At 45.4% G+C, this 23,745-nt stretch carries 34 protein-coding genes and 1 tRNA gene; 8 read left to right on the top strand and 27 right to left on the bottom strand.

Annotated features, from left to right (window positions below):
- Positions 1–5 precede the first annotated feature (5 nt).
- Positions 6–590 carry a signal peptidase I SipW gene (sipW, locus tag ACWJJ4_RS07680; protein WP_012117977.1) on the bottom strand — a complete coding sequence of 195 codons (585 nt, stop codon included), beginning with the start codon at positions 588–590 and terminating at the stop codon, positions 6–8.
- Positions 562–1,233 (bottom strand): amyloid fiber anchoring/assembly protein TapA, encoded by a 672-nt coding sequence (tapA, locus tag ACWJJ4_RS07675; protein WP_165409565.1) that lies wholly within the window; start codon positions 1,231–1,233, stop codon positions 562–564. Before tapA ends, sipW begins: the two co-directional genes overlap by 29 nt.
- Positions 1,234–1,491: 258 nt before the next feature.
- On the opposite strand from tapA, the gene ACWJJ4_RS07670 reads away from it, so the two are divergent.
- On the top strand, positions 1,492–1,821 hold the full coding sequence (locus ACWJJ4_RS07670; protein WP_003153097.1) for a DUF3889 domain-containing protein: 330 nt from the start codon (positions 1,492–1,494) through the stop codon (positions 1,819–1,821).
- Between the two features lie 39 nt (positions 1,822–1,860).
- On the opposite strand, the gene ACWJJ4_RS07665 is transcribed toward ACWJJ4_RS07670, so the two are convergent.
- The 9 genes from ACWJJ4_RS07665 to ACWJJ4_RS07625 all read right to left on the bottom strand — a co-directional run bounded on the left by ACWJJ4_RS07665 (position 1,861) and on the right by ACWJJ4_RS07625 (position 7,158).
- Positions 1,861–2,040, bottom strand: coding sequence for a YqzE family protein (locus tag ACWJJ4_RS07665; RefSeq protein WP_003153093.1), 180 nt, complete (start codon positions 2,038–2,040; stop codon positions 1,861–1,863).
- 56 nt (positions 2,041–2,096) lie between these two features.
- Complete coding sequence (comGG, locus tag ACWJJ4_RS07660) at positions 2,097–2,474, bottom strand: competence type IV pilus minor pilin ComGG (RefSeq protein ID WP_182069279.1); 378 nt, start codon at positions 2,472–2,474, stop codon at positions 2,097–2,099.
- Positions 2,475–2,870: a competence type IV pilus minor pilin ComGF gene (gene comGF, locus ACWJJ4_RS07655; protein WP_077722593.1), complete on the bottom strand. Its 396-nt coding sequence runs from the start codon at positions 2,868–2,870 to the stop codon at positions 2,475–2,477.
- 13 nt (positions 2,871–2,883) lie between these two features.
- Complete coding sequence (gene comGE, locus ACWJJ4_RS07650) at positions 2,884–3,198, bottom strand: competence type IV pilus minor pilin ComGE (RefSeq protein WP_015388003.1); 315 nt, start codon at positions 3,196–3,198, stop codon at positions 2,884–2,886.
- Positions 3,182–3,619, bottom strand: a complete 438-nt coding sequence (gene comGD / locus ACWJJ4_RS07645; RefSeq protein WP_025852922.1) for a competence type IV pilus minor pilin ComGD — start codon at positions 3,617–3,619, stop codon at positions 3,182–3,184. Before comGD ends, comGE begins: the two co-directional genes overlap by 17 nt.
- The gene (gene comGC / locus ACWJJ4_RS07640) at positions 3,609–3,917 is read right to left on the bottom strand and encodes a competence type IV pilus major pilin ComGC (protein WP_003153087.1); all 309 of its coding nucleotides are present in this window, start codon (positions 3,915–3,917) and stop codon (positions 3,609–3,611) included. Before comGC ends, comGD begins: the two co-directional genes overlap by 11 nt.
- 4 nt (positions 3,918–3,921) lie before the next feature.
- Positions 3,922–4,959 (bottom strand): competence type IV pilus assembly protein ComGB, encoded by a 1,038-nt coding sequence (gene comGB / locus ACWJJ4_RS07635; RefSeq protein WP_063174751.1) that lies wholly within the window; start codon positions 4,957–4,959, stop codon positions 3,922–3,924.
- Positions 4,946–6,016 (bottom strand): competence type IV pilus ATPase ComGA, encoded by a 1,071-nt coding sequence (gene comGA, locus ACWJJ4_RS07630; protein ID WP_070082113.1) that lies wholly within the window; start codon positions 6,014–6,016, stop codon positions 4,946–4,948. The genes comGB and comGA overlap by 14 nt, the downstream gene beginning before the upstream one ends.
- A gap of 191 nt (positions 6,017–6,207) precedes the next feature.
- On the bottom strand, positions 6,208–7,158 hold the full coding sequence (locus tag ACWJJ4_RS07625) for a magnesium transporter CorA family protein (protein WP_003153082.1): 951 nt from the start codon (positions 7,156–7,158) through the stop codon (positions 6,208–6,210).
- A gap of 145 nt (positions 7,159–7,303) precedes the next feature.
- Between ACWJJ4_RS07625 and ACWJJ4_RS07620 the strand changes: the two genes are divergently transcribed.
- The gene (locus ACWJJ4_RS07620; protein ID WP_070082114.1) at positions 7,304–8,605 is read left to right on the top strand and encodes a hemolysin family protein; all 1,302 of its coding nucleotides are present in this window, start codon (positions 7,304–7,306) and stop codon (positions 8,603–8,605) included.
- Positions 8,606–8,642: 37 nt separating this feature from the next.
- Here the strand turns inward: ACWJJ4_RS07620 and ACWJJ4_RS07615 are convergent, their stop codons facing one another.
- Complete coding sequence (locus tag ACWJJ4_RS07615) at positions 8,643–9,473, bottom strand: STAS domain-containing protein (protein WP_070082115.1); 831 nt, start codon at positions 9,471–9,473, stop codon at positions 8,643–8,645.
- Between the two features lie 71 nt (positions 9,474–9,544).
- Here ACWJJ4_RS07615 and ACWJJ4_RS07610 point away from each other — a divergent pair.
- A tRNA-Gln gene (locus tag ACWJJ4_RS07610) sits at positions 9,545–9,615 on the top strand.
- A gap of 63 nt (positions 9,616–9,678) precedes the next feature.
- On the opposite strand, the gene ACWJJ4_RS07605 is transcribed toward ACWJJ4_RS07610, so the two are convergent.
- Positions 9,679–10,059, bottom strand: coding sequence for a Spx/MgsR family RNA polymerase-binding regulatory protein (locus tag ACWJJ4_RS07605; RefSeq protein WP_003153079.1), 381 nt, complete (start codon positions 10,057–10,059; stop codon positions 9,679–9,681).
- A gap of 236 nt (positions 10,060–10,295) precedes the next feature.
- Here ACWJJ4_RS07605 and ACWJJ4_RS07600 point away from each other — a divergent pair, with 236 nt between their 5' ends.
- On the top strand, positions 10,296–10,541 hold the full coding sequence (locus ACWJJ4_RS07600; RefSeq protein ID WP_003153078.1) for a DUF2626 domain-containing protein: 246 nt from the start codon (positions 10,296–10,298) through the stop codon (positions 10,539–10,541).
- A gap of 40 nt (positions 10,542–10,581) precedes the next feature.
- Here the strand turns inward: ACWJJ4_RS07600 and ACWJJ4_RS07595 are convergent, their stop codons facing one another.
- Complete coding sequence (locus tag ACWJJ4_RS07595) at positions 10,582–11,220, bottom strand: MBL fold metallo-hydrolase (protein WP_003153077.1); 639 nt, start codon at positions 11,218–11,220, stop codon at positions 10,582–10,584.
- A gap of 154 nt (positions 11,221–11,374) precedes the next feature.
- Between ACWJJ4_RS07595 and ACWJJ4_RS07590 the strand changes: the two genes are divergently transcribed.
- The gene (locus ACWJJ4_RS07590; RefSeq protein WP_003153076.1) at positions 11,375–11,548 is read left to right on the top strand and encodes a DUF2759 domain-containing protein; all 174 of its coding nucleotides are present in this window, start codon (positions 11,375–11,377) and stop codon (positions 11,546–11,548) included.
- 32 nt (positions 11,549–11,580) lie between these two features.
- Here the strand turns inward: ACWJJ4_RS07590 and ACWJJ4_RS07585 are convergent, their stop codons facing one another.
- From ACWJJ4_RS07585 to ACWJJ4_RS07565, 5 genes are all read right to left on the bottom strand, one after another.
- On the bottom strand, positions 11,581–11,895 hold the full coding sequence (locus ACWJJ4_RS07585; protein WP_003153073.1) for an MTH1187 family thiamine-binding protein: 315 nt from the start codon (positions 11,893–11,895) through the stop codon (positions 11,581–11,583).
- 5 nt (positions 11,896–11,900) lie between these two features.
- Entirely contained in the window at positions 11,901–12,938 is a 1,038-nt protein-coding gene (locus tag ACWJJ4_RS07580; protein ID WP_102421891.1) for a YqgU-like beta propeller domain-containing protein, read from the bottom strand.
- A 72-nt stretch (positions 12,939–13,010) separates the two neighbouring features.
- Complete coding sequence (locus tag ACWJJ4_RS07575) at positions 13,011–14,138, bottom strand: M14 family metallopeptidase (protein ID WP_071182126.1); 1,128 nt, start codon at positions 14,136–14,138, stop codon at positions 13,011–13,013.
- A gap of 82 nt (positions 14,139–14,220) precedes the next feature.
- On the bottom strand, positions 14,221–15,183 hold the full coding sequence (gene glcK / locus ACWJJ4_RS07570) for a glucose kinase GlcK (protein WP_077722597.1): 963 nt from the start codon (positions 15,181–15,183) through the stop codon (positions 14,221–14,223).
- Between the two features lie 35 nt (positions 15,184–15,218).
- A complete protein-coding gene (locus tag ACWJJ4_RS07565) occupies positions 15,219–15,428 on the bottom strand; it encodes a YqgQ family protein (protein ID WP_025852938.1) in 210 nt (69 codons plus the stop codon).
- Between the two features lie 197 nt (positions 15,429–15,625).
- Between ACWJJ4_RS07565 and nhaC the strand changes: the two genes are divergently transcribed.
- Positions 15,626–16,990, top strand: coding sequence for a Na+/H+ antiporter NhaC (gene nhaC / locus ACWJJ4_RS07560; protein ID WP_454021546.1), 1,365 nt, complete (start codon positions 15,626–15,628; stop codon positions 16,988–16,990).
- 76 nt (positions 16,991–17,066) lie between these two features.
- Here nhaC and ACWJJ4_RS07555 read toward each other — a convergent pair whose 3' ends face one another.
- From ACWJJ4_RS07555 to rpmG, 3 genes are all read right to left on the bottom strand, one after another.
- On the bottom strand, positions 17,067–17,240 hold the full coding sequence (locus tag ACWJJ4_RS07555) for a hypothetical protein (RefSeq protein WP_003153061.1): 174 nt from the start codon (positions 17,238–17,240) through the stop codon (positions 17,067–17,069).
- A gap of 70 nt (positions 17,241–17,310) precedes the next feature.
- Positions 17,311–17,865, bottom strand: a complete 555-nt coding sequence (locus tag ACWJJ4_RS07550; RefSeq protein WP_276123469.1) for a 5-formyltetrahydrofolate cyclo-ligase — start codon at positions 17,863–17,865, stop codon at positions 17,311–17,313.
- A gap of 78 nt (positions 17,866–17,943) precedes the next feature.
- Entirely contained in the window at positions 17,944–18,093 is a 150-nt protein-coding gene (gene rpmG, locus ACWJJ4_RS07545) for a 50S ribosomal protein L33 (RefSeq protein WP_003153056.1), read from the bottom strand.
- Positions 18,094–18,440: 347 nt separating this feature from the next.
- Here rpmG and ACWJJ4_RS07540 point away from each other — a divergent pair, with 347 nt between their 5' ends.
- Together ACWJJ4_RS07540 and ACWJJ4_RS07535 are read left to right on the top strand one after the other, a co-directional pair.
- Positions 18,441–18,794 (top strand): hypothetical protein, encoded by a 354-nt coding sequence (locus ACWJJ4_RS07540; RefSeq protein ID WP_003153047.1) that lies wholly within the window; start codon positions 18,441–18,443, stop codon positions 18,792–18,794.
- On the top strand, positions 18,791–19,255 hold the full coding sequence (locus ACWJJ4_RS07535; RefSeq protein ID WP_454021545.1) for an endolytic transglycosylase MltG: 465 nt from the start codon (positions 18,791–18,793) through the stop codon (positions 19,253–19,255). Before ACWJJ4_RS07540 ends, ACWJJ4_RS07535 begins: the two co-directional genes overlap by 4 nt.
- Positions 19,256–19,353: 98 nt before the next feature.
- On the opposite strand, the gene pstB (ACWJJ4_RS07530) is transcribed toward ACWJJ4_RS07535, so the two are convergent.
- From pstB (ACWJJ4_RS07530) to ACWJJ4_RS07510, 5 genes are read right to left on the bottom strand one after another with little or no spacing between them, the layout of a single operon-like run.
- Complete coding sequence (gene pstB, locus ACWJJ4_RS07530) at positions 19,354–20,136, bottom strand: phosphate ABC transporter ATP-binding protein PstB (protein WP_003153040.1); 783 nt, start codon at positions 20,134–20,136, stop codon at positions 19,354–19,356.
- An 11-nt stretch (positions 20,137–20,147) separates the two neighbouring features.
- Positions 20,148–20,954 (bottom strand): phosphate ABC transporter ATP-binding protein PstB, encoded by an 807-nt coding sequence (gene pstB / locus ACWJJ4_RS07525; RefSeq protein WP_070082116.1) that lies wholly within the window; start codon positions 20,952–20,954, stop codon positions 20,148–20,150.
- Positions 20,955–20,972: 18 nt separating this feature from the next.
- The gene (gene pstA, locus ACWJJ4_RS07520) at positions 20,973–21,857 is read right to left on the bottom strand and encodes a phosphate ABC transporter permease PstA (protein ID WP_017418153.1); all 885 of its coding nucleotides are present in this window, start codon (positions 21,855–21,857) and stop codon (positions 20,973–20,975) included.
- A complete protein-coding gene (gene pstC / locus ACWJJ4_RS07515; protein ID WP_007612605.1) occupies positions 21,857–22,786 on the bottom strand; it encodes a phosphate ABC transporter permease subunit PstC in 930 nt (309 codons plus the stop codon). Before pstC ends, pstA begins: the two co-directional genes overlap by 1 nt.
- 48 nt (positions 22,787–22,834) lie before the next feature.
- Complete coding sequence (locus tag ACWJJ4_RS07510) at positions 22,835–23,737, bottom strand: phosphate ABC transporter substrate-binding protein (RefSeq protein ID WP_102421890.1); 903 nt, start codon at positions 23,735–23,737, stop codon at positions 22,835–22,837.
- Positions 23,738–23,745: the final 8 nt, after the last annotated feature.

Raw genomic sequence — 23,745 nt, 5'->3', positions numbered from 1 at the left:
CGTATTCATGTGGAGATGGTTCCCTTTTTCGCATGTTCTTCCAGCGCTTTCGTTTTCCGCTCAATATCGCGGAGGGCGCTGACGATGACTGTTATTGAGTAAATCAAAAGCATGACGCCGGGAACGATTAACAGAATCGCCGTTCCGATCGGCTGGCTTGCCAAATGTATGACATATCCTGCATACGGAAGCTGATATCCCGTATACTGGGCCGCCACTTTTTCAGCTTGAACGGGTGCGGCATCCGGGGCGGCATTATGGTCCCCTTTTGTCTCAAACAGCAGGTTCCCGTCCTTTTTTGTGATCCCGATTATTCTGTGTGTGACGGCTGTTCCGTCATCTTGCGTAAAGGTGATCACATCCCCTTTTTTTAAGTCATTCACGTCAGAAATTTTCTTTACCGCTATGAGCGAACCCGTCTTAAATTCCGGGTCCATTGAACCCGACAGCACGGATTTCAGCGTATAGCCGAAGATGGCCGGCTCACCCCCGGAAGCCCGGGTCGAAATCACCGTTAACGTCAGCACAATAATCAGACTGAAGATGACGGCATACAAAATATTACTGATCAGTTTCAGCGTTTTTTTCATGTTCTTCCCCGCTTTCTTTTACCGGCTCAGCCGGCTCTTTCTCCGTTTTCTTTAGCTCGGAAACGGTTGCCTGTTCCCGGCATTTGACGAGTTTCATCGGTTTTGACCACTCAAATTTTTCTTCGTCCGCCGGATACCCTTCAGGCTTGTAAACCTTGAATGCGTATATGCCCGGCTGCAAAGACCGCTTTGACTCAATTTTATAAATCGTTTTGCTTTTTTTATCAGTAATAAGCCCTTTATCCACAACATTGCCGTTTCGTAAAGGCTGCTGCTGAGAAGCGATTTTATGGAGCTCCCATTTCCAGTCAGAAACAGTCCGCTCTTTTCCCTTATTCTCCAGCTCGGCATAGAGTTGAAGCGGCGCACACACGGTGCCTGACGTATCAGTTTGATTTGTTATATGTAAATCACTCTGATCCCAGCGTTCGTCATAACGGCAATCGTCATCCGTATATTGAAAATCTCCGCACGTTTGAACCGGGAGACTGAAGCTTTTCACATCATTGAAGGAGGAACTTGTATCACCTGTGAACTGAGCACATATCGTCACGGACAGGCAAAAAATGAACGAAAGCCGTAAAAATAGCATCATCCGCCATCTCACCTTGCCCTTTTTTTCCATTCGCAACCATCGGAACATGCCTTACCCCCTGTAAAACTGTTAATAAATATGACAACCGTTCTTTTTAAAGAACCGCATGAACAAAGTATAATCAAGGATTATCGTCTTGAAAAATGTCAAAATCGGTCAAATTGTTCGTTTTTAAGAATGGTATCTTTCAAAAACATCGTTTTGCTTCAAATTACACACCTTTTTGGAATTTTTTCTAATAAAACGTGAGAAAATAACGAGGTGACTAGAACAAAATGGAAAGTATATACAGCGAAAGGACGAAGAATGATGATCACACAAAGTCTGATTTGCCTTTCTCTTCTTGTTTTCGGGGTTTCAGGAACAGCTCAGGCGGAAACGGTGCCTTATTATGCTGTTCACCATAAATCAAAATGGGAAAAGTTAGCAGAAAAAGAAGCTAAAAAAAGGTATCCGCTCGCCCAAACATTATTTATTCAAAAGGTGTGGGATCGGAAAAGAACGGATGAAGCAGTCAAACAATACCACTTGACATTGCGGGATGGCGCAAAAGAATTTGGTGTGTTTGTTACGATTTCTTTTAATCCCTACAGCCAAAAGGTAAATAAAATTGCCGTCATTGAGGAATACCAATAAGGCCCTCCTGATACAGGAGGACCTTTCGTGTGATTCACTTTATTTTTTTCGTTGCATCCACAGCTTAAAACTGTACGGCAATATTCCGAACCAGTGCTGAGAAGCCGGCACTTTCTTTTCTTTCCGCACTTCTTTTCGCTCTCTCCGTTCCTGTTTCGGCGTATCGAAATATTTAACGAATTGCTCAGTCATATATTTTACATAATCATTTGTTTTCACGGCTCTCACCTCATAGTGCTGTCTTTACTATGAAGTGTTGTCCCGCCGCCTCTTTTTTATACTTCCGTCCATTGAATCAGCTGTTTCTTCTTCTGATCGAACAAAAGGTGAGCCTCGCGTCTCGTGCCTGACACTGTTTCGGCCTGAATTGTAACCTGAACCGTTTCCCGGCGATCACTCCCGGTGATGTGGAAGGAAACAGTTCCGTACGGAAAACGCTGTGTACCAGTTTGGACCTTTTGTCCCTGTGTCATATGGCGGCTTGACAGCAGCGCGCCGTTTTGGAGCAGATTCTCTCCGATCCAGTACTCCCCGGCCTCTTTCGCAAATGTTTTTCGGGTGATGAAATCAGATGAAGTATAGCTGATGACAAGTAAAACTGCGGCAGAAACAAACAGAATCGCGGGATATATAAAACCGTCAGATTTGTGCATTTAATCACCTTTTAAAGAGCTGTAAACCGGAATGACCGCCTGATTCTTTTTACCTGTAACGCTTGAGATCTCTAATAAGAGCAGGCCGTTTTTCACATCAGCCGTTAATGATGCCGTGTTTTGCAGGATCGGCACGTGGCCTTTTCCGTTTACTCTTTTCCTTATCATCTTATGATAAATTTCAAAACGCACTTCTTCGCCCCCTGTTTTCCGGCATGCTAACGCCAATCCGCCGTCCGCCGGCTTCACAGTCTCAGCCTGTTTACATTCGTTCATGATCTGCTGAACGGCAATTTGATGCTCCCGGCTGTCTAATCCGCCGTTATCGGTCCGGTTTGATAAAAACAGATGTAAAATCGGGCCCAGGGTTCCTGATAGGAAAAGACAGACTGCCAAGGAGAACAAAACATTAAGAAGCGTAAAGCCAGTCTGTTTTGAGAATGCTGAGGCACATTTCTTTTTCGCCGCGGTCAGCCGCACACACTTTGTAATACTCACCATCCTCCTTCCACTTCACACCGGGAGACGGCGGCTTTTTTCCGGTCATCATATAAGTGCTGATATGTTTCTGAAGAAGCTGGTACGCTTCCTGGCGATCTTCTATTTTCAGACCATCTGTCAGCATGCCCGTCCAGACCGGAATGATAGACGTCATAAGGAACAGCCAAATGGCCATTGCTGATAGTGTTTCAATAGTAGAGAACCCTTTATTTCCGTTTAGCATGGACATTTCCGCTCCCTAAGTAAACTGTGATCTCATAGGTGAACCCGGCGCTCTTCAATTGAATCTTTCCTCCCGAATTCGGATGGCCTTTTTCGTTAAATTCAAGGCTCTCCGGTAAAGTCACAAGTGTAATGTGAAGCGAATCAAAAGAACGCTCGACAATCCTTCCGGCTGACTGCAGTTTGTATTTATGCTCTTTTGGAAGAAAAGTGATTTTTGTTCTTTTATGTTCTGCGATAGCCGTTTCCTGCGCAAGCTGAATATCTTTTTGAAGCTGTTCTGTTTTTTGCCGCACGGCAAGGTGGGTGCAGACCGGCGGAACCGTCGTGAACAAAACCGTCAGCAGGACGGACGCCAGGCTTAACACAATCAGGCTTTCAAGAAGGGTAAACCCGTTTTCTGTCCGCCTGTTATTGTTCAACTGTAACTTCTCCGCCACTAATTAAGATCTGTTTACCATTCGGGCAGGCTGTATTCTTTTTGATATACCCCTCTGATTGTAAATCGTTCATATCCGGCATTTTACCTTCATGGTCGATTTCGTACGCCGTCACTTGGGCTTTCACCATATTCTGCAGTCCTTCACAGCCTTTATGCTGAATGCTTTGATTATGTTTTGTAACGTTAGGAATGGTGATTAAAAGCAGAATGGAAACGATAAATAAAACGATCAGCATTTCAATTAAAGTAAATCCATCTTGATTTTTCAGACGAAGCACTCCCTTACATTTGGTTCATCATCTGGTACATCGGCATCAGCATTGACATGTAGACAATTAAAATCATACCGGCCACAACACCGTAAATGACAGGCTGGAGAATGCCGGTATACTTCGCCGCGTTTTGTTCAAGACGCTCCATCATAAACTGGCTGTACGTATAAAGTTCGCGGTGAAGCAGGCCGTTTGCCTGTCCGTGGCTGACTGCAGCCGCAAGATCTTTTTCATAACACGGATGCCCGGAAAGAGCGGATTCTATGGTTTCTCCGGCTTTCAGACGTGTAATGAGCATCTCTGCTTCTTCACGATAAAAAGGCAGAAAAGATTGTTCTTTAAAAGCTGTTAAGCTGTCATAGATAGAAAGGCCTGATTTCAGAAGACTGCTGAGCTGTAAAGAGAAAAAGTAGCTGTTAAAAAGAACGGCCGCTTTTCCTAAGAGGGGTATTTTCACAACAATGAGCATTTTATCTTGCGGGGATTTTTTCTTACATAAGAACCAAACGTACAAAAACAAGCAGAAAGCGGCGGACAGCGCCAGTGCGCAGGCTTCATGAAAATGCCGAAAAAACGCAAAGATGAAAGCAGTCGCACCGGATGTATTCATATTCATTGATTGATAAATCCCAGAAAACTGCGGAATAATTAAACTTTGCAGGATATAAAACATGACACAGACGGAAGAAATTAAAAACATCGGATACCGGAGCATTTTTTTGATTTGATTCGTCTGCATGAGCTTTCTCTGTAATAATTCGCCGCTTTGTTTCATCGCCCCCGGCAATTCTCCGTGTTTCTCTGCGAAATAGCAGATAGAGACGGCTTCTTTATGAAAAGACAGTGCCTCAAGCACTTCGTAAAACGCATCACCTTCCCTCAGCCGGCGGATTCCGTCCGTCAGCTCTGCAAGCTGACGTTTATGCAGCTGGAGTTTCAGCAGTCTGAGCCCTTCAATCAGACTGTATCCTTTTTCCGTCATTTCACCGAGCCTTTTCAAAAAAGCCGCTTGATCCTTCAACGGCCAGGTTCGTTTAATCCGCTTCATGATACACCCACCGATCGTAATTGTCGGTTGTGACATAGCCGAGCGCGATTCCTTTTCTGATCAGCCTGCGGAGCGTCTGATATTGAAAATTGGCGTGCTCTCCCTTTGCTTCCCGAAAGCATTGGGTGAGGTTTTTCCCGTAGAGCAGTTCATAAATGCCCGCACGGCGTGTCTGCCTGTACATCCGGCAGTACACCGAACAGTTTTCCTCTTTGCAGAACGGACATGTTAAATCAACCAGACGCTGAGCGGCAATGGCAATGACGGTTTGTTCAATTTCTGTCATGTTCACCCCAAACTCCAACAGTCTGTATATGGCACCCTTAGCATCCCTTGTGTGCAGGCTTGAAAGAACGAGGTGTCCCGTCATGGCCGCGCGGACTGCGATTTCAGCCGTCTCGGCATCCCTGATTTCACCTAAGATGATCATATCGGGATCATGTCTTAAAATCGCTTTTAAACCGGCGGAATATGTGACTCCGGCTTTTTCATTCACCTGAACTTGCAACACATCCTCATCTCTTGTTTCTACGGGGTCTTCAAGCGTGACAATCCGCCGGTTGAAATGCCTTTTTGCATAGTTGACAAGCGAGTAAAGGGTGGTCGTTTTTCCAGATCCGGTCGGTCCGGTAAACAGAAGCAGGCCGTGCGAATGCTTCAGAAAGGACAATAGTGCGGCGCCCGCCCCCCGAAATAAAGACAGTTTATCCAGAGGGGGAATCTGCCGCTTAGGCAAAAGCCTGATGACAAGACTTTCATCATTCATTGTCGGCAAGGTTGACATTCTCAAATGAACGGTTTCCGTCGGAAGCGGCAGAGACAATGACCCGTTTTGCGGCTTACGTCTTTCTCCTATATCCATGGCCGATAAAAACTTGAAATGAGAAATAAGCCTTACGCATTCCTCTTTTTTTAAGACTCTTTTTTTCACAAGAGCATGCCCGATGCGAAAATGAATGAAAGCATCCTTTTCTCTCGGCACAATGTGTATATCTGAAGCCCTTGCCGTATAGGCCTCGTTTATGATGTTCCTGCTGTATGTTTCAATATTTTTCACAAGACTTTCCTCCTTCCGCACGTATTGTAAATCAGATACACAAAAGCCGGCAAAGGAGAGATTATGCGTTTTACACTGTGTAAAACGTAAAAAAATAAAAAATAAGCCCCCTGACTTTGATTTACTGAATGAAATCCGGAACCATTCGGCCATTTTCAGCCATCAAAAAAGCAGGCGTATGCCTGCTCTTCTTAGCGTTTCTTTTCTTTCCGCAAATATTTTTTTTGATGCTCCCTCAAAATGTCTCCTGTCCAGCCTTTCTGCCGCAGATAAATATAAATCAGCAGGGTTGATACAATAATGAGCACGATGGAACAGATATACGCATATTTCCAATGAAGCTCCGGCATGTTATCAAAGTTCATCCCCCAGAGAGCTCCAAGCGCGGTCATCGGTGTAAAGAGAGTTGTAAAGATCGTCAAGGCTTTCACAATTTCATTTCCTCTTTGGGAGGTAATGACTTCCTCGGCGTGCAGCAGATTGCTCAGTTCCTGATCAAACTCATTGATATATGTAATCCCTCTTTCCATCTTATGATGAGCCCTGAGGTAATCTTTCTGCCTGTCATTTTTCGGGAGAAACGCTTCTTTTAAAGCCATTTCCACTTTTTTAGCTCCCAGTGTAAGACCTTTCCAAATGAACAGCTCATGGCGCAGTTTATGCACATTTTCCAAGATTCCTTTGCTGTTGTCATCATGAATCTGCCATTTCAGCGTCCGCTGCTTGACTTCAAATTCATCCAGTCCGATCAGATAGGAATTCATCAGCTCTCCCAGCAGAACAAAAAAGCCTTCAATCGGATTTTCACAGGTTTGAATCTGCTGTGTGGCATGCTTTTCTTTTACACCGCGCAGCAGCGAAAAATCAAAATTAATCGTAAAAAAGAAGTCTCTCGTAATATAAAAGTGAAATACGGTATGGTTTTTTTCATCATCTAATCCTTGATGATAGATTAAAGATCCGAAAACCGCTTCATTATTCTGATCATTTGTATCTGAGCGCAGAAAGTTTATATGATTTTCATGTTCAAACCACTTTTCGCATTGCGGCCAGTGATTGTGATGGATCATTTTTTTCGCTTCCGTTTTTTCATGCGGACCGAGCTGGTACCACAGCCAGTCCGCTCCCGAATGTACCTTCATCTCTTGTCATCCTCCAGTATCGCTTTCTTGTTTTATTACCGTAAATGAAGCAGGCTAAACCAGGTTCGATGTTTGAGCAGCTTTCTACAGTGGTATTATTCCGAAAAAAGGGAGGTGCAAGCCTTCCTTCGCGGAAGGCGTTACATTGTATATCATCAAACTATCTGCCATCGTACTATTTATTTTATTAACGGCGTGTTTTGTCGCCATAGAGTTTTCAATTGTTAAAGCAAGGCGCTCCCGCATTAATCAGCTCATTGAGGAAGATGTAAAAGGAGCAAAAGCAGCCAAGCATGTCATTACACACCTCGATGAATATTTATCGGCGTGCCAATTGGGCATCACCGTCACCGCTTTGGGGATCGGCTGGCTGGGTGAACCGACAGTCAAAGCAATGCTTCAGCCGTTATTTTTAAAAACCGGAGTTCACGAAGCGGTTGCCCAAGTACTGTCATTGATCATCGCCTTTCTGCTGGTTACATATGTGAATGTCGTCATCGGCGAACTCGCCCCGAAAAGTTTTGCTATCCAAAAAGCCGAGCGGATTACACTTTTGTCTGCCAGACCGATGATTTTGTTTTATAAGTTAATGTTTCCGTTCATCTGGCTGCTCAATCATTCCGCCCGCCTGATTACAGCCATGTTCGGCTTGAAGCCTGCTTCCGAACATGAAATGGCTTATACGGAAGAGGAATTGCGGGTGCTCCTTGCCGAAAGCTATCGAAGCGGCATGATCAAAAAAAGCGAGCTGCATTACGTAAATAACATTTTTACATTTGATAAGCGCACTGCCAAAGAAATTATGGTGCCCCGGAATGAAATGGTGAGCCTGCCGTTAGACAGCGGATCGGGACATATGCTCCGGGACATTATCAAAACAAATAAATATACCCGGTATCCCGTAGTAAAAGGAGATAAAGATCATGTAGTCGGCATCATCAATATTAAAGAAGTTTTATTCAGATTCCTGTCAGAAGGAGGGGCGTTTACAAAACACGAACTCAGCCCTTACATCCAGCCGGCGATACACGTGATTGAGACGATTCCGATTTATCAATTGTTCGTTAAAATGCAGCGGGAACACGCCCATATGGCCATTCTCATTGATGAGTACGGCGGAACCGCGGGATTAGTAACGGCGGAAGATATCATTGAAGAGATCGTCGGCGAAATCCGCGACGAATTTGATACGGACGAAACACCTTCCGTTCAAAAGCTTGGGAAGAACCGCTATCTCCTGAACGCCAAATTGCTGATCAGTGACGTCAATGATTTACTCGGAACAGAGATTACGGCTGATCAAGTCGATACACTCGGGGGCTGGTTTCTTACTCAGCATATTGACGCGAAGCCCGGGAGCACCATTGATTTTGAAGGCTACACATTTACGGTAAAAGAAATCGACAGCCATCATATCATGACGATTGAAGCTGACAAAGCTGAATAGCTGAGGGAGAAATCCTCCCCGGCCATTCAGCTTTTTATCATCTTAATGATTCTTTTACGATAAATCCGTTTTTTGCCAGCGCCTTCGCCAGACTCTGCTCTGTTTTCACCTGAGAAAAATCGATGCCGAGCTTCACGACAGTCTGCGCGATTTCCGGTCTGATGCCTGAGATTGTCGTTTCTATGCCAAGAAGTTTTGTGCTGTCAATCACTTTGAAAATCTGATAAGCGACCATCGTATCCACAATCGGCACTCCTGATATATCTAAAAATAAATAAGAAAGACGGAGTGAAGAACATTGGTCAAGCACCGATTCCAAAATCATTTTTGCCCGGTAGGTATCAATTTCGCCGACGAGCGGCAAAATTCCAATACCGTCGGCAATCGGCATAATCGGCGCGCTCAGTTCGTTAATCATTTCCTTTTGGGCGTTTAATTGTGTAACCGTCACTTTATAATATTCCTCTGTAAATACTTCAATCATATGGTCAATTGCTTTGTTCAGCTTCTCTCCCCAATGGAATACCGCATTCGCCCCGGGCTTCTCAGACATCGTTTCACAGCATGTCTGTATGCGGTTCCAGACCAATCTCCGGAATTCTTTAAAGCTCGTGACGCTTTCATAGACCGGTACTTCATGGACGGCCCGGTCCCTTGCGAACTGAAGCGCCCACTTTGTCAGCTCCTCTTCCCCGCCGTCTTTTTCCGATAAAATGCCGGCAACGATTTCAATTAACAGACGGTGCTGCATTTCCGCTTTCTGATCATCTGAAGGCCGCCCCGATTTTGGTATGAGCAGCCACTGGCGTGTGATTTCACCTGATTCTTCAATTAAGGTTCGAGATAATGTTTCATTCAAATGTTTCACGGGTCTCCTCCATTCAAATTACTTTGTATGTATAAATCGGCGCCGGACGCACATACTGTAATTACATCCGATGGGCTATAGCCAAGCGGTAAGGCAATGGACTTTGACTCCGTGATCGTTGGTTCGAATCCAGCTAGCCCAGTCCCGCAACCGCAAAAAACGAAGATTAGCTGATAAATTTGATCAGCGGATCTTCGTTTTTCTCTTATGATACAGATTGATGTACCGTTTTTTTCTTCGTCAGCTTCATCAGTTCTCCCGGATTGTATCCGATAACGAGCTTATTGCGATCGATCAGAATCGGACGCCGCAGCAGTTTCGGCTTCTCAGTCAAAAGCTTCAGCACTTCATTTACAGTCATTTCTTCAATGTTCAGGTTGAGGTTTTTAAATGTTTGGCTTCTCGTCGCCAATATTTCATCAATTCCTTCGGTCGTTAATGATAAGATCTGCTTCAATTCATCAATTGTCGGTGTCTCCCTGAATAGATGGCGCTCTTGAAAGTCAACATTGTGGGCTTTTAGCCAATGTTTCGTTTTTCGGCATGATGTGCAGCTCGGGTATGAATAAAAAATAAGTTCTTTCATTTTTAAAAATTCCTCCCTCGGATAATCCGTCTCTTTGTTAACATAAGTACCCTGAACTTTTTTTCCCTAAACGTATTTCAAAAAGATTTTTCGGATCTTTTTTAGAGAGCGGCATAAGATATAAAACACAGGGAAAGACATAAATTCCACAATAAATATAATCATGAAAATGTTTACATTTTGAGTGCCGATCTATTATAATAAACTTCAGATAGACTCTCGGGAGGGGATAAGGAATGAATCGCATGTTCCGGGTGTTAGGATTTTGGACGGGGATATTTGCAGTCATGTTTTTTCTAGGGGGCATGAAAGACGCTTCTCTTTTGTTTTTTGGACAGACGATCTTTTTCGTATTTCTTTCTTATTTGAATCTGACTGAGCGGATGTATATTTATATTTTTGGAGCTTACTTAACCGTATTTTTCGCCGGATTTACATATTACTCTATTTTTATTATGACACCGGGCGGCGGAACCCATTGAACAGAAAAAGACAGACCGATTATGGTCTGTCTTTTTTCATTTACAGTGAAAAACCATTGATAAACGGGTTTCGCTCCTGCTCTGTCTGGATGTCCGTTTCCGGCCCGTGCCCGCTTAATACAAGTGTATGTCCGGGAAGCGTGAGCAGTTTTTGATGAATGGAATCAAGCAATACGTCCTGACTTCCGCCGTGTAAATCAGTTCGGCCGATGCCTCCCTGAAAGAGCACATCACCTGAAATCACCAGATCCGCGTCCTTCACATAATAAGAAACGCTTCCCGGTGAATGTCCCGGCGTAAACAATGTCTCCAAATGGAAAGGCCCGATGTCCAAAATGCCGTCGCCTTCGATGAGCCGTTCGGCGGGCCGTGCCGTTACGGCAATGCCCCGCAATATGCCTGATCCGTTTAAGGAAGAGTCCTCCAGCCACTTTTCTTCATTTTTGTGAAGATAGACGGGAACATCCCATCTGTCTCTTACTTCGTCAAGTGCGCCGATATGGTCAAAATGGGCGTGCGTCAGTAAGATAGCCAGCGGCTTCAGATTGTTTTCTTTTATGTAATTGTTGATTTTGTCCGCTTCCCCGCCCGGATCAAAAATAAGACAGGACTGATCCTCACTGACAAGAAAATACGCGTTTGCCTGAATCGGACCGGCCGGCATTCGTCTCCATTTCACTTTCATCACCTCTTTATGTATATGCCCTTATTATGAAGGTTTTCTGCGGAAGATTCAATGAATGCGGCCGGGAAAACGCTATCGACAAACAAAATGAAAACGGTTAAAATAAAATGGAAAGATTTTCAGGTTCCAATGACAAAGGAGGAGCATGATGTTACTTGTTGTAATCTTCGGCCTTGTCGCATTATTAGCTGTATTAGGAGTCCTGCGGGCTGTCAGACAGAGAAATATCCTGGGATTTTTGTTAGCCGCCGCCACGCTGGGCGTGTTTGGCTGGTTTACCGTAATGACCGTTGTAACCAGCGGCTATCCGACTGCACATTAAAAGCCTGTATCCAATGGATACAGGCTTATTTTTTATTGCTGCAAATGTTTGCTGACACTTTTGATTTTGCTCTCCAGCGTCGTTTCTTTATCACGTCTGTCATCAATGCGGATATTTGTCGCCACTCTGTGCAGCCCTTTTTGAAACGGGGCTTCGTGAATGTCCTGAATGACTGCGAATAAGTCGCTCAGCTCACCTTCAATCAACGTGTTCATCGGCGTGAGCTGAAATTTGATTTTGCCGGCAGCTTTGTAACCCTCCAAAATGTTTTGCACATCCGCTACATACTCACTGACGCTCGGTGTTTTTGTTCCGATCGGAATGATTGTGACATCTGCAATTGCCATTTGGTTCAAACTCCTTTTTCATTTGTTATGATTGGTTCTGTCATGCCTGTTTTCAATGAAATCAGACGGTCGTACGTAAAGCCGTATAAAGCGTATTCCCCGTTCGGAGAGATCTGAATCGGCTCCATTTCCGTGTTTTTGAGCACCGTCCGCTCCCGTTCGTCCCCTAAGTCAAAGCTGATCAGATTGTAAGAGCGGCCTTCAGGCTTAAATATGTAAAACCGCTTGTGTGTCTGATCGTAATCATATTCCATCGGCGCGAAGCTCTCATACTTTTTTTGGAGAGGAAAGCGGTGTGTCACGGATGCCGGCTTTTGGAAAAAGAACTCGCCGTCTCCGTCCGATTGATCCGTTTGTCTGACGGCAATCGTCATGCCCGGGCGGGAATCAGCCCAGATGACGTGATGAAGCACTCTTTTTTCTTTTTTCGTCTGCAAGTCATAAGAATATAAAGGACCCTCTTCCTCCGTTTTTCCTTGCTTGATATATTGGAATTCATCAGTGGAGGTCCAATGAACAAAAGGGGCCTGAACGGGACTCTTTTTTAAAATGCCATTGTTCATATCGGCCGTATAGGCTGTGAAGTCCCATGTTTCAGTAAAAACGGTAATCATCATTTGATACGGGTCATACGGATTCCAAGCCGTCTCCAGCTCATAAGAGTTAAAGGCTTTGTGATAAAGTCTTTTCCCCTGCTTGTTTATAAGCACAAGCTCAGTCTGACCGCTGCTTGTCACCTGTACAAGAATCAGCTGTTTTTTCCGGCTGATCTTTACATTGACAATATTGCCCTTTGTTTCATAGAGCCGTTCGGATTTTCCGCTGAAAAGATCATATTTCATCAGCTGATGATGTGCTGTATACAGAATTGTTCTGTTATCCAGCCATCCTTCCGTTTTTTCCGCTTCCTTTTTACTGAGCGGAACGATTTTCTGTTCTGCCGATTTTGCCGAAACGCCTGTGTCTTGCTGCTGATGAGATGGTTCACAGGCCGCTAAACACAGAACGAATGCGGACAGCAGAACACAAACCAAGTATCTCATCAGCCTTCCCTCCATTCTTTTCTATTGTCCCATATTTGTTTATGTAAACAAATGAGAAATTTCACAGATGTCTCAAAAAACAAGCGACCTCCACAAAATACCTTCCGTCGCTTGATAAATATCAGCAAACTGATGAAAAGGCAAAGGGTTTTTTCCCTTCCCGAGCTCAATGGTATAGCCCTCTTTTCCATACTGCTGTATAAACCAATCCCTAAAACCGGCATGGCTGTCAATGGTTTTAACGCCTTGATAGCGGTTTCCGCTTATCGCTTCAAACTCCCGAATCATCTGAGATGATTGCTCCGGTTCACATCCTTCGTATCCCCAGTAAATCTCTTCTCCCTGCGTATGAAGCGCGATCAGCCGGTCAGGCGGCTGTTCCGTTATCATCCGGTGCATTGCCTGCGCCTCCGGTTCAGTGAGCGGCGCCGTTCCCGGAAAATCACGGTATGAAGGGGCTTTCGGTTTGCGCCTTTGTTCAATATCCCAATTGGATGGGAAATGTTTATTTAAATCCACACCGTTTATATTCGCCTTCCATTCGCGGAAATCCGGGCGGTACTCATTTAATTCGTTGAGAAATTCATTTTTTTCTGATAAATCTTCACACCCGTAAAGCACGAGATCAACCCCGTCGGGATTTACGAGCGGAACGAATGACAATGATGTCCGGCTGAATATATCAAGCGCAGAGTGCCCGAAAACGGTTTTATTTTCGCATAATGCCGCGCAATATTCTTTACACCATTTAAGCGCGACCGAGGTGGTGATCCATTCATTGGCATGAAATGAGGCGTTTACATGGACTTTTCTTTCGGCCGTATCCGCACCTATTTTCAGCTCATAAAGCGGCTTTCCCAATACGGAACTGCCGATTTTACGGCATGTGACAAACGGAAAGACATCCGTTATTTTCTCAATTTCTTCATAAACCGATTGGGAGCCGTACACCTTTTCTTCCTTCACCCATTGATCAGCGGAAAGAACGCTTTCACAGTGCCGGATGTATCGCGAAAGCCCGCTCAGCGTCTCAAGCGGCGGACCCTCTGACTGCCCGCTCACGGCAAAGCCGGGACAAAATAATTCATCGCTTTCCGCCATTTTATCAGCGGCTTTCAACAGTTTTTCATCAATTGAAAGCACCTTTGCAATATCTTTCATATGCTGTTTCAATTCAGGTTTGACACGAATTCCCGCCATGTTCATCCCCCTTTTTTTAAAACTATATGACAGGGGAGATAAAAAAAGAAAGCTGCCCGCGATATGGGCAGGCAGACTTTCTTCAGCAGTTTTGATGTTTGAGCCATTCATTTTTGGCAATCCACGCCCCGCCGATGACTCCGGCGTCATTTCCAAGTGCCGCAATCGAAATATCGGCCGCTTCCGCAGAACGCGGGAACGCGGTGATTTTGAAGGTCTCTTCCACTTTTGACCGCAGGATTTCACCCGCTTTAGACACGCCTCCGCCGAGCACGATTTTCGTCGGATTCATGGCGCTTGCCAGATTTCCGAGCACGAGGCCTAAATGTTTTGCGACGTAATCAACGACTTCAAGCGCTGTCTTATCCTGCTGTTTAGCCGCTTCGAACACGTCACGTGCCGTCAGATCGCGCACTTTTAAGAGCGAAGAGTCGGAAACCGCCGCAAGCTTTTCTTTCGCGATGCGGACGATGCCGGTTGCGGACGCAATCGTTTCGATGCAGCCGGATTTTCCGCAATTGCACGGAGCTCCTCCTTCCGGAATACTGCAAATATGACCGATTTCTCCGCCGGCCCCGTTTTTACCGTGAACGATTTCTCCGTTGACGATGATGCCTCCGCCGACTCCGGTTCCGAGCGTCACTAAAATGACATCTTTGGCCCCGTCACCTGCACCCTTCCACATTTCTCCGAGCGCCGCGATATTGGCATCGTTTTCAATGACGGCCGGAATACCCGTTTCCGCCTCGAGATGGTCTTTCAGCGGATAGTTTTTCCACCCCATATTTGTCGTCTCATAGACCATTCCCGTCGCCATTTCCACGGGTCCGGGCGCTCCCATTCCGATCCATTTTACGATCCGTTTCGGCTTGTTCAGTTCTTCCAGCTTCTGATCAAGCGCTTTGGCGATCGTGACCGTAATTGTGTTTCCTGATTTATCGGTCGGAACTTCCCATTTATGCTGAATTTCACCGTACATGTTGATAAAGGCCAGCTTGATGGTCGTTCCGCCAAGATCAATCCCCGCAAACCATGTATCTTCCATAATAATCTCCTTTTCTTATTTAAAATCCTGCTGTGTTATCTGTCTTTGATCCGCTCCGATTCTCTCTGAAGAACTCCGGCGGCTTTTTGCCATAATTCTCTTTCAATCACGTTTGACAAGTACATTTCCTTTAATTCATCTTTCATAAAGTCAATTTCGGCTTGTCTGTCACCGAAATAAACGATATGTCCGAATGACTTAAACAGCTGCTGCACGTCATAAAATGAATTCATCTTCTTCACCATTTCTATTCTTCTTAGTATAAGCGTATTTCATCACTGATCCGGGCGTCAAGCAAAAAACGATTGGAGAAAATATCCTTGTATTATTTTCATAAATTGTATATTCACAATTGTAAAAAAACACTCATTTATGCGTTTTTCTGTTACAATACTTTCGTGCCCAAAAGCACAAAAGGATTAAAGTTTGATGGGGTGTTGTTTTGAAACAAGAAAAAAGGCTGACGTTCATCTCAGCCATCAGTTTATTTGTCTTGATGTTAGCAGTCATTATTTCCTGCCTGTTTTTCTTTCATACAGAGCCGCATATGCCGCTGTTCTTTTGCGTCATTATTCTGTCTCTGGCAGGTTTATGGCTCGGTTTCTCGTGGGACAGTCTTGAAAAAGGAATTGTCAGCGGATTGAAAAACGGTGTGCAGCCGATTATCGTGCTGGCTTTGATCGGTGTGCTGATCGGCGCCTGGATGTACAGCGGCGCCATTCCCACCGTCACCGTTTACGCTCTGTCAATTATACAGCCGAGTCAGCTGCTTTTGACCGCACTATTTTCCTGCATGATTATCAGCACGCTTGTCGGCTCAAGTCTGACAACTGTCAGTACAATCGGCGTCGCGCTGTTAGGGGTAGCAAGCGCGGCGGGAGTTCCGCTCGAATGGACGGCGGGAGCAGTCATTTGCGGAGCTTGTTTCGGTGATAAAATGTCACCGATGTCCGATACGACGAATTTTGCCGCCGGAATCGGCGAAATTCCGATTTTTAAGCATATTCGCCATATGATGGGCACTACCGTTCCGGCACTGCTGATCACAATCGTTCTTTTTTATATTCTCGGTTCATCTGTTTCAATAAATGCCGCTTCAACGCAAAATATTGAGGCGGTCATTTCCGGAATAAAAGAGGCCGTGCACGTTACGCCTTGGTCGCTTCTTTCACCTCTGTTGGTGATCATTTTAGCTGTGAGACGGGTTTCCGTGATTCCGGTGCTTACCGCCGGTATTATTTCCGCAGGGCTTCTGACTGCTGTTTTTATTCCTGACAGCAGCATTCAAGGATTTATATCCGCCCTGCAAAGCGGGACGGCGTTTAAAACCGGCGACCAGGCTGTGGCCAGCATTATCAACAGAGGCGGGCTCCAATCGATGATGGGATCAGTCTCTCTGATCATGATCGCCTTTGCGCTCGGCGGCCTGATGGAAAAAACGGGCCTGATCGCGGTGCTGCTTCAAGGATTGATAAAAGGCGTGCATACGAAAGGACGTCTTGTCATGGCGACCGTCTTCTCAAGTATAGGCGTAAACCTTGCGACAGGTGAGCAGTATTTGTCGATCTTAATTCCGGGTCAATCTTATAAACCTTTATATGACAAGCTCAGTATTAAGCGGATTCACCTTGCGCGGTCGCTTGAGGACGGCGGAACATTGATCAACCCGCTGATTCCCTGGGGAGTAAGCGGTGCTTTTATGGCAAGCGCATTAGGGGTTTCCGTCATCGACTACCTGCCGTTTACCTTTTTCCTGTACATTTCTCCTATGATCTCAATTCTGCTCGGTTTCCTGAAAAAAAGCTGACAATACGAGAAAACCTGCCGTTTTTTACCGGCAGGTTTTCTTATGCAAAAAATCCCGCTGAAAAAACGGGATTTGTTTAAAATGCCTGCTGAATGAATTTGTTTCTGATAAACGGTATTTTTAAAAAGAAATGAATGAATGTCCGTCTGATCCCCGGCTGGCTGAGCACGCTGTTCATCAGACGGTAGCGGTTTTGGTAAACGGCTAAAACAGATACGGCGCATAATGAGTAGATCAACAATTTTTTCATCTTATCCCTCCTGCCCCTATCGTTTGTCAAACAGCGAGAATTATTCCGGTGCAAGAAGTTTTTTATGCGATTAAGCGATGGTTTCAGATTCAGTCACGATCATATCGACCGGAATATCGTGGGGCATGCGGGGAATGCGGTCTGTCAGCTGGCAGTCAAAGAGAAGCGACACGGTACGGCCTTTATAACCGGACAGGTACCGATCATAATATCCTCCGCCGTATCCGATTCTGAAGCCTTCCCGGTCAAAAGCCACGCCGGGCACAATCACAAGGTCAATGTCATTTTGGGCGGCTTTTTCCGTCAGACTCCCGATCGGTTCACTGAGGCCCGCATATACGGTTTCCAGCTGATCATACGCAGAAAATGTACGGAACTCCATTGCTCCCGTCTGCGGAAAGCATTTTGGGATACAGACTTGTTTTTTCTCTTGCCAGGCCTGTTCAATAATCGGCCGTGTCGGAATTTCCAGGCGTGTCGAGATGGTAACGGCGATCATGCGGGCCTGTTTCCATTCTTTTAAAGAAAACAGCGTTTCACGCATGCTGCGGCATTTTTTCTCCCATTCACTTTCTGTCATGTCAGAAAGCTTTGCTTTTATATCGGTTCTGATTTGTGCTTTCACGTTTCTCAAACCTCCCTGAAAGACAAAAAAGCCAGAACTTTATTGAAAGCTCCAGCTTTTTCCGCTGTGTTAAACAGCTTATTTTGTTTCACGGTGTAACGTAGATTTTTTATCACGTGGGCAATATTTTTTAAATTCAACGCGGTCCGGATTGTTGCGTTTGTTCTTTTTAGAAATATAGTTACGCTCACCACATTCAGTGCAAGCCAAAGTAATATTAACGCGCATTATTTTCCCTCCAAACTAAATATCATTTACTTATTCAGACTTATATATAATACCACTATAATGGACGGAATGCTAGAGCTGATTTACATGAAATGTTGTTTAAGTGCAGAAAACATCAGTTTACGCTTCTGATCCTCTGAATGAGCTTGCGTCAGAAGAAGGCAAAATATGACGAAACAGGACAAAAAAGGGCTTTCCGATACGAAATCTATAGAGAAATAACCGTTTGCTCCCCGAGTAAAAAAGATTTTCCGACAAAATTCCGTTTTTTTCTCTATTTCCTTTAGAATGGCGGCGTTTTATGGTATAAAAAAGAAGGGCAAATTAATAATAGAAGGTGATGAAACGTGGAAATTGCTATTATTGCGTTGTTTATCGTCAGTATAGCGCTTATTGCATTCTCATATTCTCAAAGAGATCCGATGAAAGACGTGGAACAGGAGTTAGAAACGCTTCAGCTTTCCGCCATGCAGGAAATTTACAAGTTGAAAAAGAAAATGACGGTGCTTGAAGAAGAATTGCTGGAAACCAACCTCGTGATCCGCAAAGCCAAAAGCAGCGGCATTAACCAAAAAATCGCCAAACAAATCATTTCAAAATATAACAACGGAATGTCTGCGGAAGCCATCGCAAAAGCGGAGCACGTGTCTGTCGAGGACGTCAATACCATTATTAAAGATAATGAGAAGGTGCTCGTATGACAAAACGGGGCATTCAGGCTTTTGCAGCAGGCACGATTTTAGCGACGGCCGTTCTCGCCGCTGTCTTCTATTTGACTGACCATGACCAGGCAGCCGCCGTTAAAACCGAAAAAACAGCATTGACAGAAAAAGAAGTAAACAGCTACCTCGACGATCAGCACAAAGTCTCCGTCAACCGGGATGACTATCAAAAACTGCTTGATTCTAAAGAAAAATCATTAAACAACGACCAAAACACAGACGCTAAAAAGAAAAAAGTAACATACAAACTGACGATTAAAGACGGAATGAGCACTGCTGATGTGTCATCCATTCTTGAAAAAGAAGGGATTATTCCTTCAGCGAAAGACTTCAATGATTACGTCATTGACGCAGGCTACCACAAAGAAATCCGCGCCGGCCATTTCAAAGTCGACTCAGATATGAGCTTTAAAAAAATCGTCAAAACATTAACCCGCTAAAAAAGCTTGCAGGCATCGTCCATTCAGATGGATACGGCCGGCAGGCTTTTTTAATAGGCATATAAAACGGACCCGTTTAATGGCCGGGCCCGTTTTTTTCATCCGAATTTTCCGGTGATATAATCATGTGTTTTTTGATGATCCGGCTGAGAAAATATTTTGCCTGTATCGCCCCACTCCACCAGTTCGCCCATATAGAAAAACGCGGTTTGATCAGAGACCCTCGCAGCCTGTTGCATGTTATGAGTCACAATAACGATTGTATACTTTTCTTTCAATGTCAAAATCAGCTCTTCTATTTTCCGCGTGGACACGGGATCAAGAGCGGACGTCGGTTCATCCATCAGAAGGACGTCCGGTTTGGTGGCGAGCGCCCTTGCGATGCACAGGCGCTGCTGCTGACCGCCTGACAGTGAAAGCGCCTGCTGGTGAAGGCGATCCTTCACTTCATCCCAGAGCGCAGCTGCTTTTAAAGATTCCTCAGCGATTTCAAGCAGTTTCTTTTTATTTTTTTCGCCGTGAATTCTCGGACCGTACACGACATTCTCAAATATTGACTGGGGAAACGGATTGCCTTTTTGAAACACCATACCGATCTGTTTTCTTAATTCTGCCGCATCCGTCTTTTCCTTCAGCAGATTGCGCCCGTTATAGATCATGTCGCCTGTCACTTTGACATTCGGAGCCATTTGCAGCATTAAATTTAATGTTTTAATAAAAGTGGACTTCCCGCAGCCGGACGGACCGATGATCGCAGTTACCTTCCGCTCCTCAAAACCGATCGTAATGTCTTTTAAAGCCTGATGGGCTCCGTACCATACGTTCATGCCGTGAATATCAAATAAATTCTGTGTGTGCACCGCTTCCTTCACAAGGCTCACAGTCCTTCCCCCTATCCGAACTTTCCGTTAATGTAGTCATCTGTCTTTTGCGCTTTAGGACTCGTAAAAATTTGTTCTGTCTGCCCGTATTCCACCACTTCCCCGTTTAAAAAGAAAGCCGTTCGGTCAGACACCCTCAGCGCCTGCTGCATGTTATGCGTAACGATAATAATCGAATAATCTTTTTTCAGTTCTGTCAAAAGCGTCTCGATTCTGGCGTTTGAAATAGGGTCCAGAGCAGATGCCGGTTCATCTAAAAGAAGCACGGCAGGTTTCATCGCAAGCGTACGGGCGATACAAAGGCGCTGCTGCTGGCCGCCTGATAACGACAGAGCCGATGAATGAAGCCGGTCTTTGACTTCATCCCAAAGCGCCGCCTTCGTTAAGCTTTCCTCGACCGCATCATCCAAAACGGCTTTCCTGCGTTCCCCTGCATACTTCAGCGCATGTGTGATGTTATTGTAAATGGATTTCGGGAACGGATTCGGTTTTTGAAACACCATACCGATCTCCCGTCTGAGAGACACGACATTAATCGCTTCACCCAAAATATTCAGCCCTTCATAAAGGATCTCTCCCTCGCTTCTTGCCGAAGCAATGGCATCGTTCATTCTGTTAATCTGTCTCAAAAATGTTGATTTCCCGCAGCCGGACGGACCGATCAGAGCCGTCACCGCATGTTTTTCAATATTCATGTTTACATCTTTTACCGCTTGTTTGTCACCGTAATAAATTGATAAATGCTTCACTTCCAAAATCGAAGACTCCGGCGAACGCTTTGTCTGTTCCGCTTGTTCCCTGATGATGTGATCAATCATGTTTTCGCCTCTTTCCGATTAATTTGCCGTAAGCTTTTTATAAATGACAGACCCGAGCCATCTCGCACAAAGGTTAAACAAGAGAACCGAAATCACCAGCACCGCCGAGCCGCCGTTTGCAATCGCTTCGGCGTCAGGGATGATTCCCTGCGTATTGACACTCCATATATGAACCGCCAGCGTCTCAGCCGGCCTGAAAATGTTGAAAGGAGATGATTCAGAAAACGGGTTCAAATCCGTAAAGTTCAGCCGCGGCGTTGTCAGCCCCGCTGTAAATAACAATGCGGCCGCTTCTCCGAATACTCTTCCTGATGCGAGAATGGCTCCGGTTAAAATCGAAGGAATCGCACTCGGAATCAGCACCGTTTTGACGGTATGCCATCTCGATACGCCTAAAGCGAGAGAAGCTTCTTTCAGCTCCTTAGGGACTGCAGTGAGCGCGCCTTCTGTCACCCGGACCATAACGGGAAGGTTAAAGACCGTTAATGCGAGCGCGCCCCCGATAATCGTGTAGCCCCATCCGGTCAAGTTTACAAACATCAGCATGCCGAACATCCCGATGACAATGGACGGAAGCGAAGACAGCACCTCAATACACGTTCTGATAAAATCGGTGATTTTATTTCGGGGCGCATATTCAGCCATAAAGACGCCGCCCCCCACACCAAGCGGTATCGTGATCAGCATGGTGATAAACAGAATGTAAAAGGAGTTAAAAAGCTGATCCCGTATTCCGCCGCCTGAGGCAATGGCGCTCGATTTTGACGTAAGAAAATGCAAGGAGATTTCAGAGACGCCGTGAATAAGAATGTACAAAAACAATCCTGCCAAAATCGCCGCGATTACAGCGGCGCATAACCCGAATACACCGGTGGCCAATTTATCCGTTATTTTCCGGTTCATTACACTTTCCTCCTAGATGACAAGTAGCGTATGAGCAATATAAACAGAAACGACATGATGAGAAGAACAAGCCCCATAGACCATAACGTATTATTTTCAATACTGCCGTATGTGGTATGGCCCATGTTTAACGTGATAATCGTCGTTAATGTTCCCGCCGTATCAAGCAGGCTTTCCGGCAGAAGCTTTGTATTTCCGATAACCATCTGTACGGCGAGTGCTTCTCCGAACGCTCTTGCCATCCCGAGCACGACAGCGGTCAGCAATGTCGGAAACGCCGCCGGGATAAGCACCTTTCTGATTGTCTGCCACCTCGTCGCACCAAGCGCATATGAACCGTCGCGAAGGTGTTTCGGAAGTGACGCAAGCGCATCAGCGGAAATCGATGTAACAGTCGGCAGAATCATTACCGAGAGTACGATCGTCCCCGCCAGAAGGCTGTGACCCGTTCCGCTTGATTTAAATGAGCCGATAAACGGAACCAATACTGTAAGACCTATGAATCCATAAACGACGGACGGAATGCCGACAAGCAGCTCAATTACCGGCTGCAGCACCTTTTTTCCCCAAGTCGGCGCAATTTCCGTCATAAACACAGCACCCGCAATACCGAGGGGCGCTGCGATCAGAGCGGACAGAACCGTGACCGCAAATGATCCGAAAATAAAAGGCAGCGCGCCGAACTCAGGTTTTGCCTGGGTTGGATTCCAATTCAGACTTGTTAAGAACTCAATCGGGCTTACACCATTTACAAAAAAAGATTGCAGCCCCTTTATGCCGAGAAAAATTGTGATCGCCGCTGATGCCGCAATGATAATCGCGGCACACACAGACACAATCACCCTTCCGCGGACTTCATCCAATTGCCTGTTTTGTTTTGAGCTTATTAAGCGTTCGCTTACAGACTCTTTTTCTCTGTGATTTATCATTTGTTTACACTCCTATAAAGAAGAAGAGGCGGGGAGCCCGCCCTCCCCTCAGCTTTGCTTGCCGTTTGCGTCACGTGTGACTTTCATATCAGAGATCGGAATGTAGCCCTGATCTTTTACGATACTTTTCTGTACTTCATCGCTGTTCATATAGTCAAGAAACGTTTTTGTAAGGCCTGACGCTTCACCTTTCGTATAAGAGTGCTCGTAAGCCCAAATCGGATACTCGCCTGTGACGACGTTTTTCTCTTCCGGTTTGATGCCTCCGATCGATAAAGGCGTTACTTTGTTATCGTTTATATAAGAGAATGCCAGATAACCGATTGCTCCCGGCGTTTCCGCAATGATTTTTTTGACTGTATTGGAGGAATCCTCTGTAATGCCCTCTGCAGGCTCTGCTCCGTCAAGAGCATATTTGACGAACGTAGCGCGTGTTCCAGATGAATCAGGACGGTTCACGAGTGTAATTTTTTGATCTTTACCGCCAAGCTCTTTCCAGTTTTTAATTTTTCCTGTAAAGACGTCTGTCAGCTGTTTTTTGGTTATATCCTTTACGCCCGCACCGGGGTTGACCGCAGCCGCCATCGCCACTACCGCTACTCGGTGGTCTTTTAGGGCTTTCGCATCAATGCCTTCTTTTTCTTCAGCAAAGACATCTGAGTTGCCGATTTGCACTGCCCCTTCAGACACTTGCGAAAGTCCTGTTCCTGAACCTCCCGCTTGCACCTGCACATCAGCATCCGGATGTTTTTCCATAAACTTTTCCGCCGCTGCCAGTACTAACGGCTGCATGGCTGATGAACCAGAAATGGTTAAAGAACCTGATGCTTTTTTATCCTCACTTGCAGATTGACTGTCTGTCTTGCCGCTTTCCTTTGCATTTCCGCATGCTGCAGCAACAATCATAACAGCAGCCATCAGAAGCATAAGCATCCATTTGTTTTTTTTCATTTCCTGAA

The sequence above is a fragment of the Bacillus sp. JK62 genome, from assembly GCF_053663455.1.
Note: the sequence above shows the minus strand (reverse complement) of the source record. Positions and strands in the feature narration are given on the sequence as shown.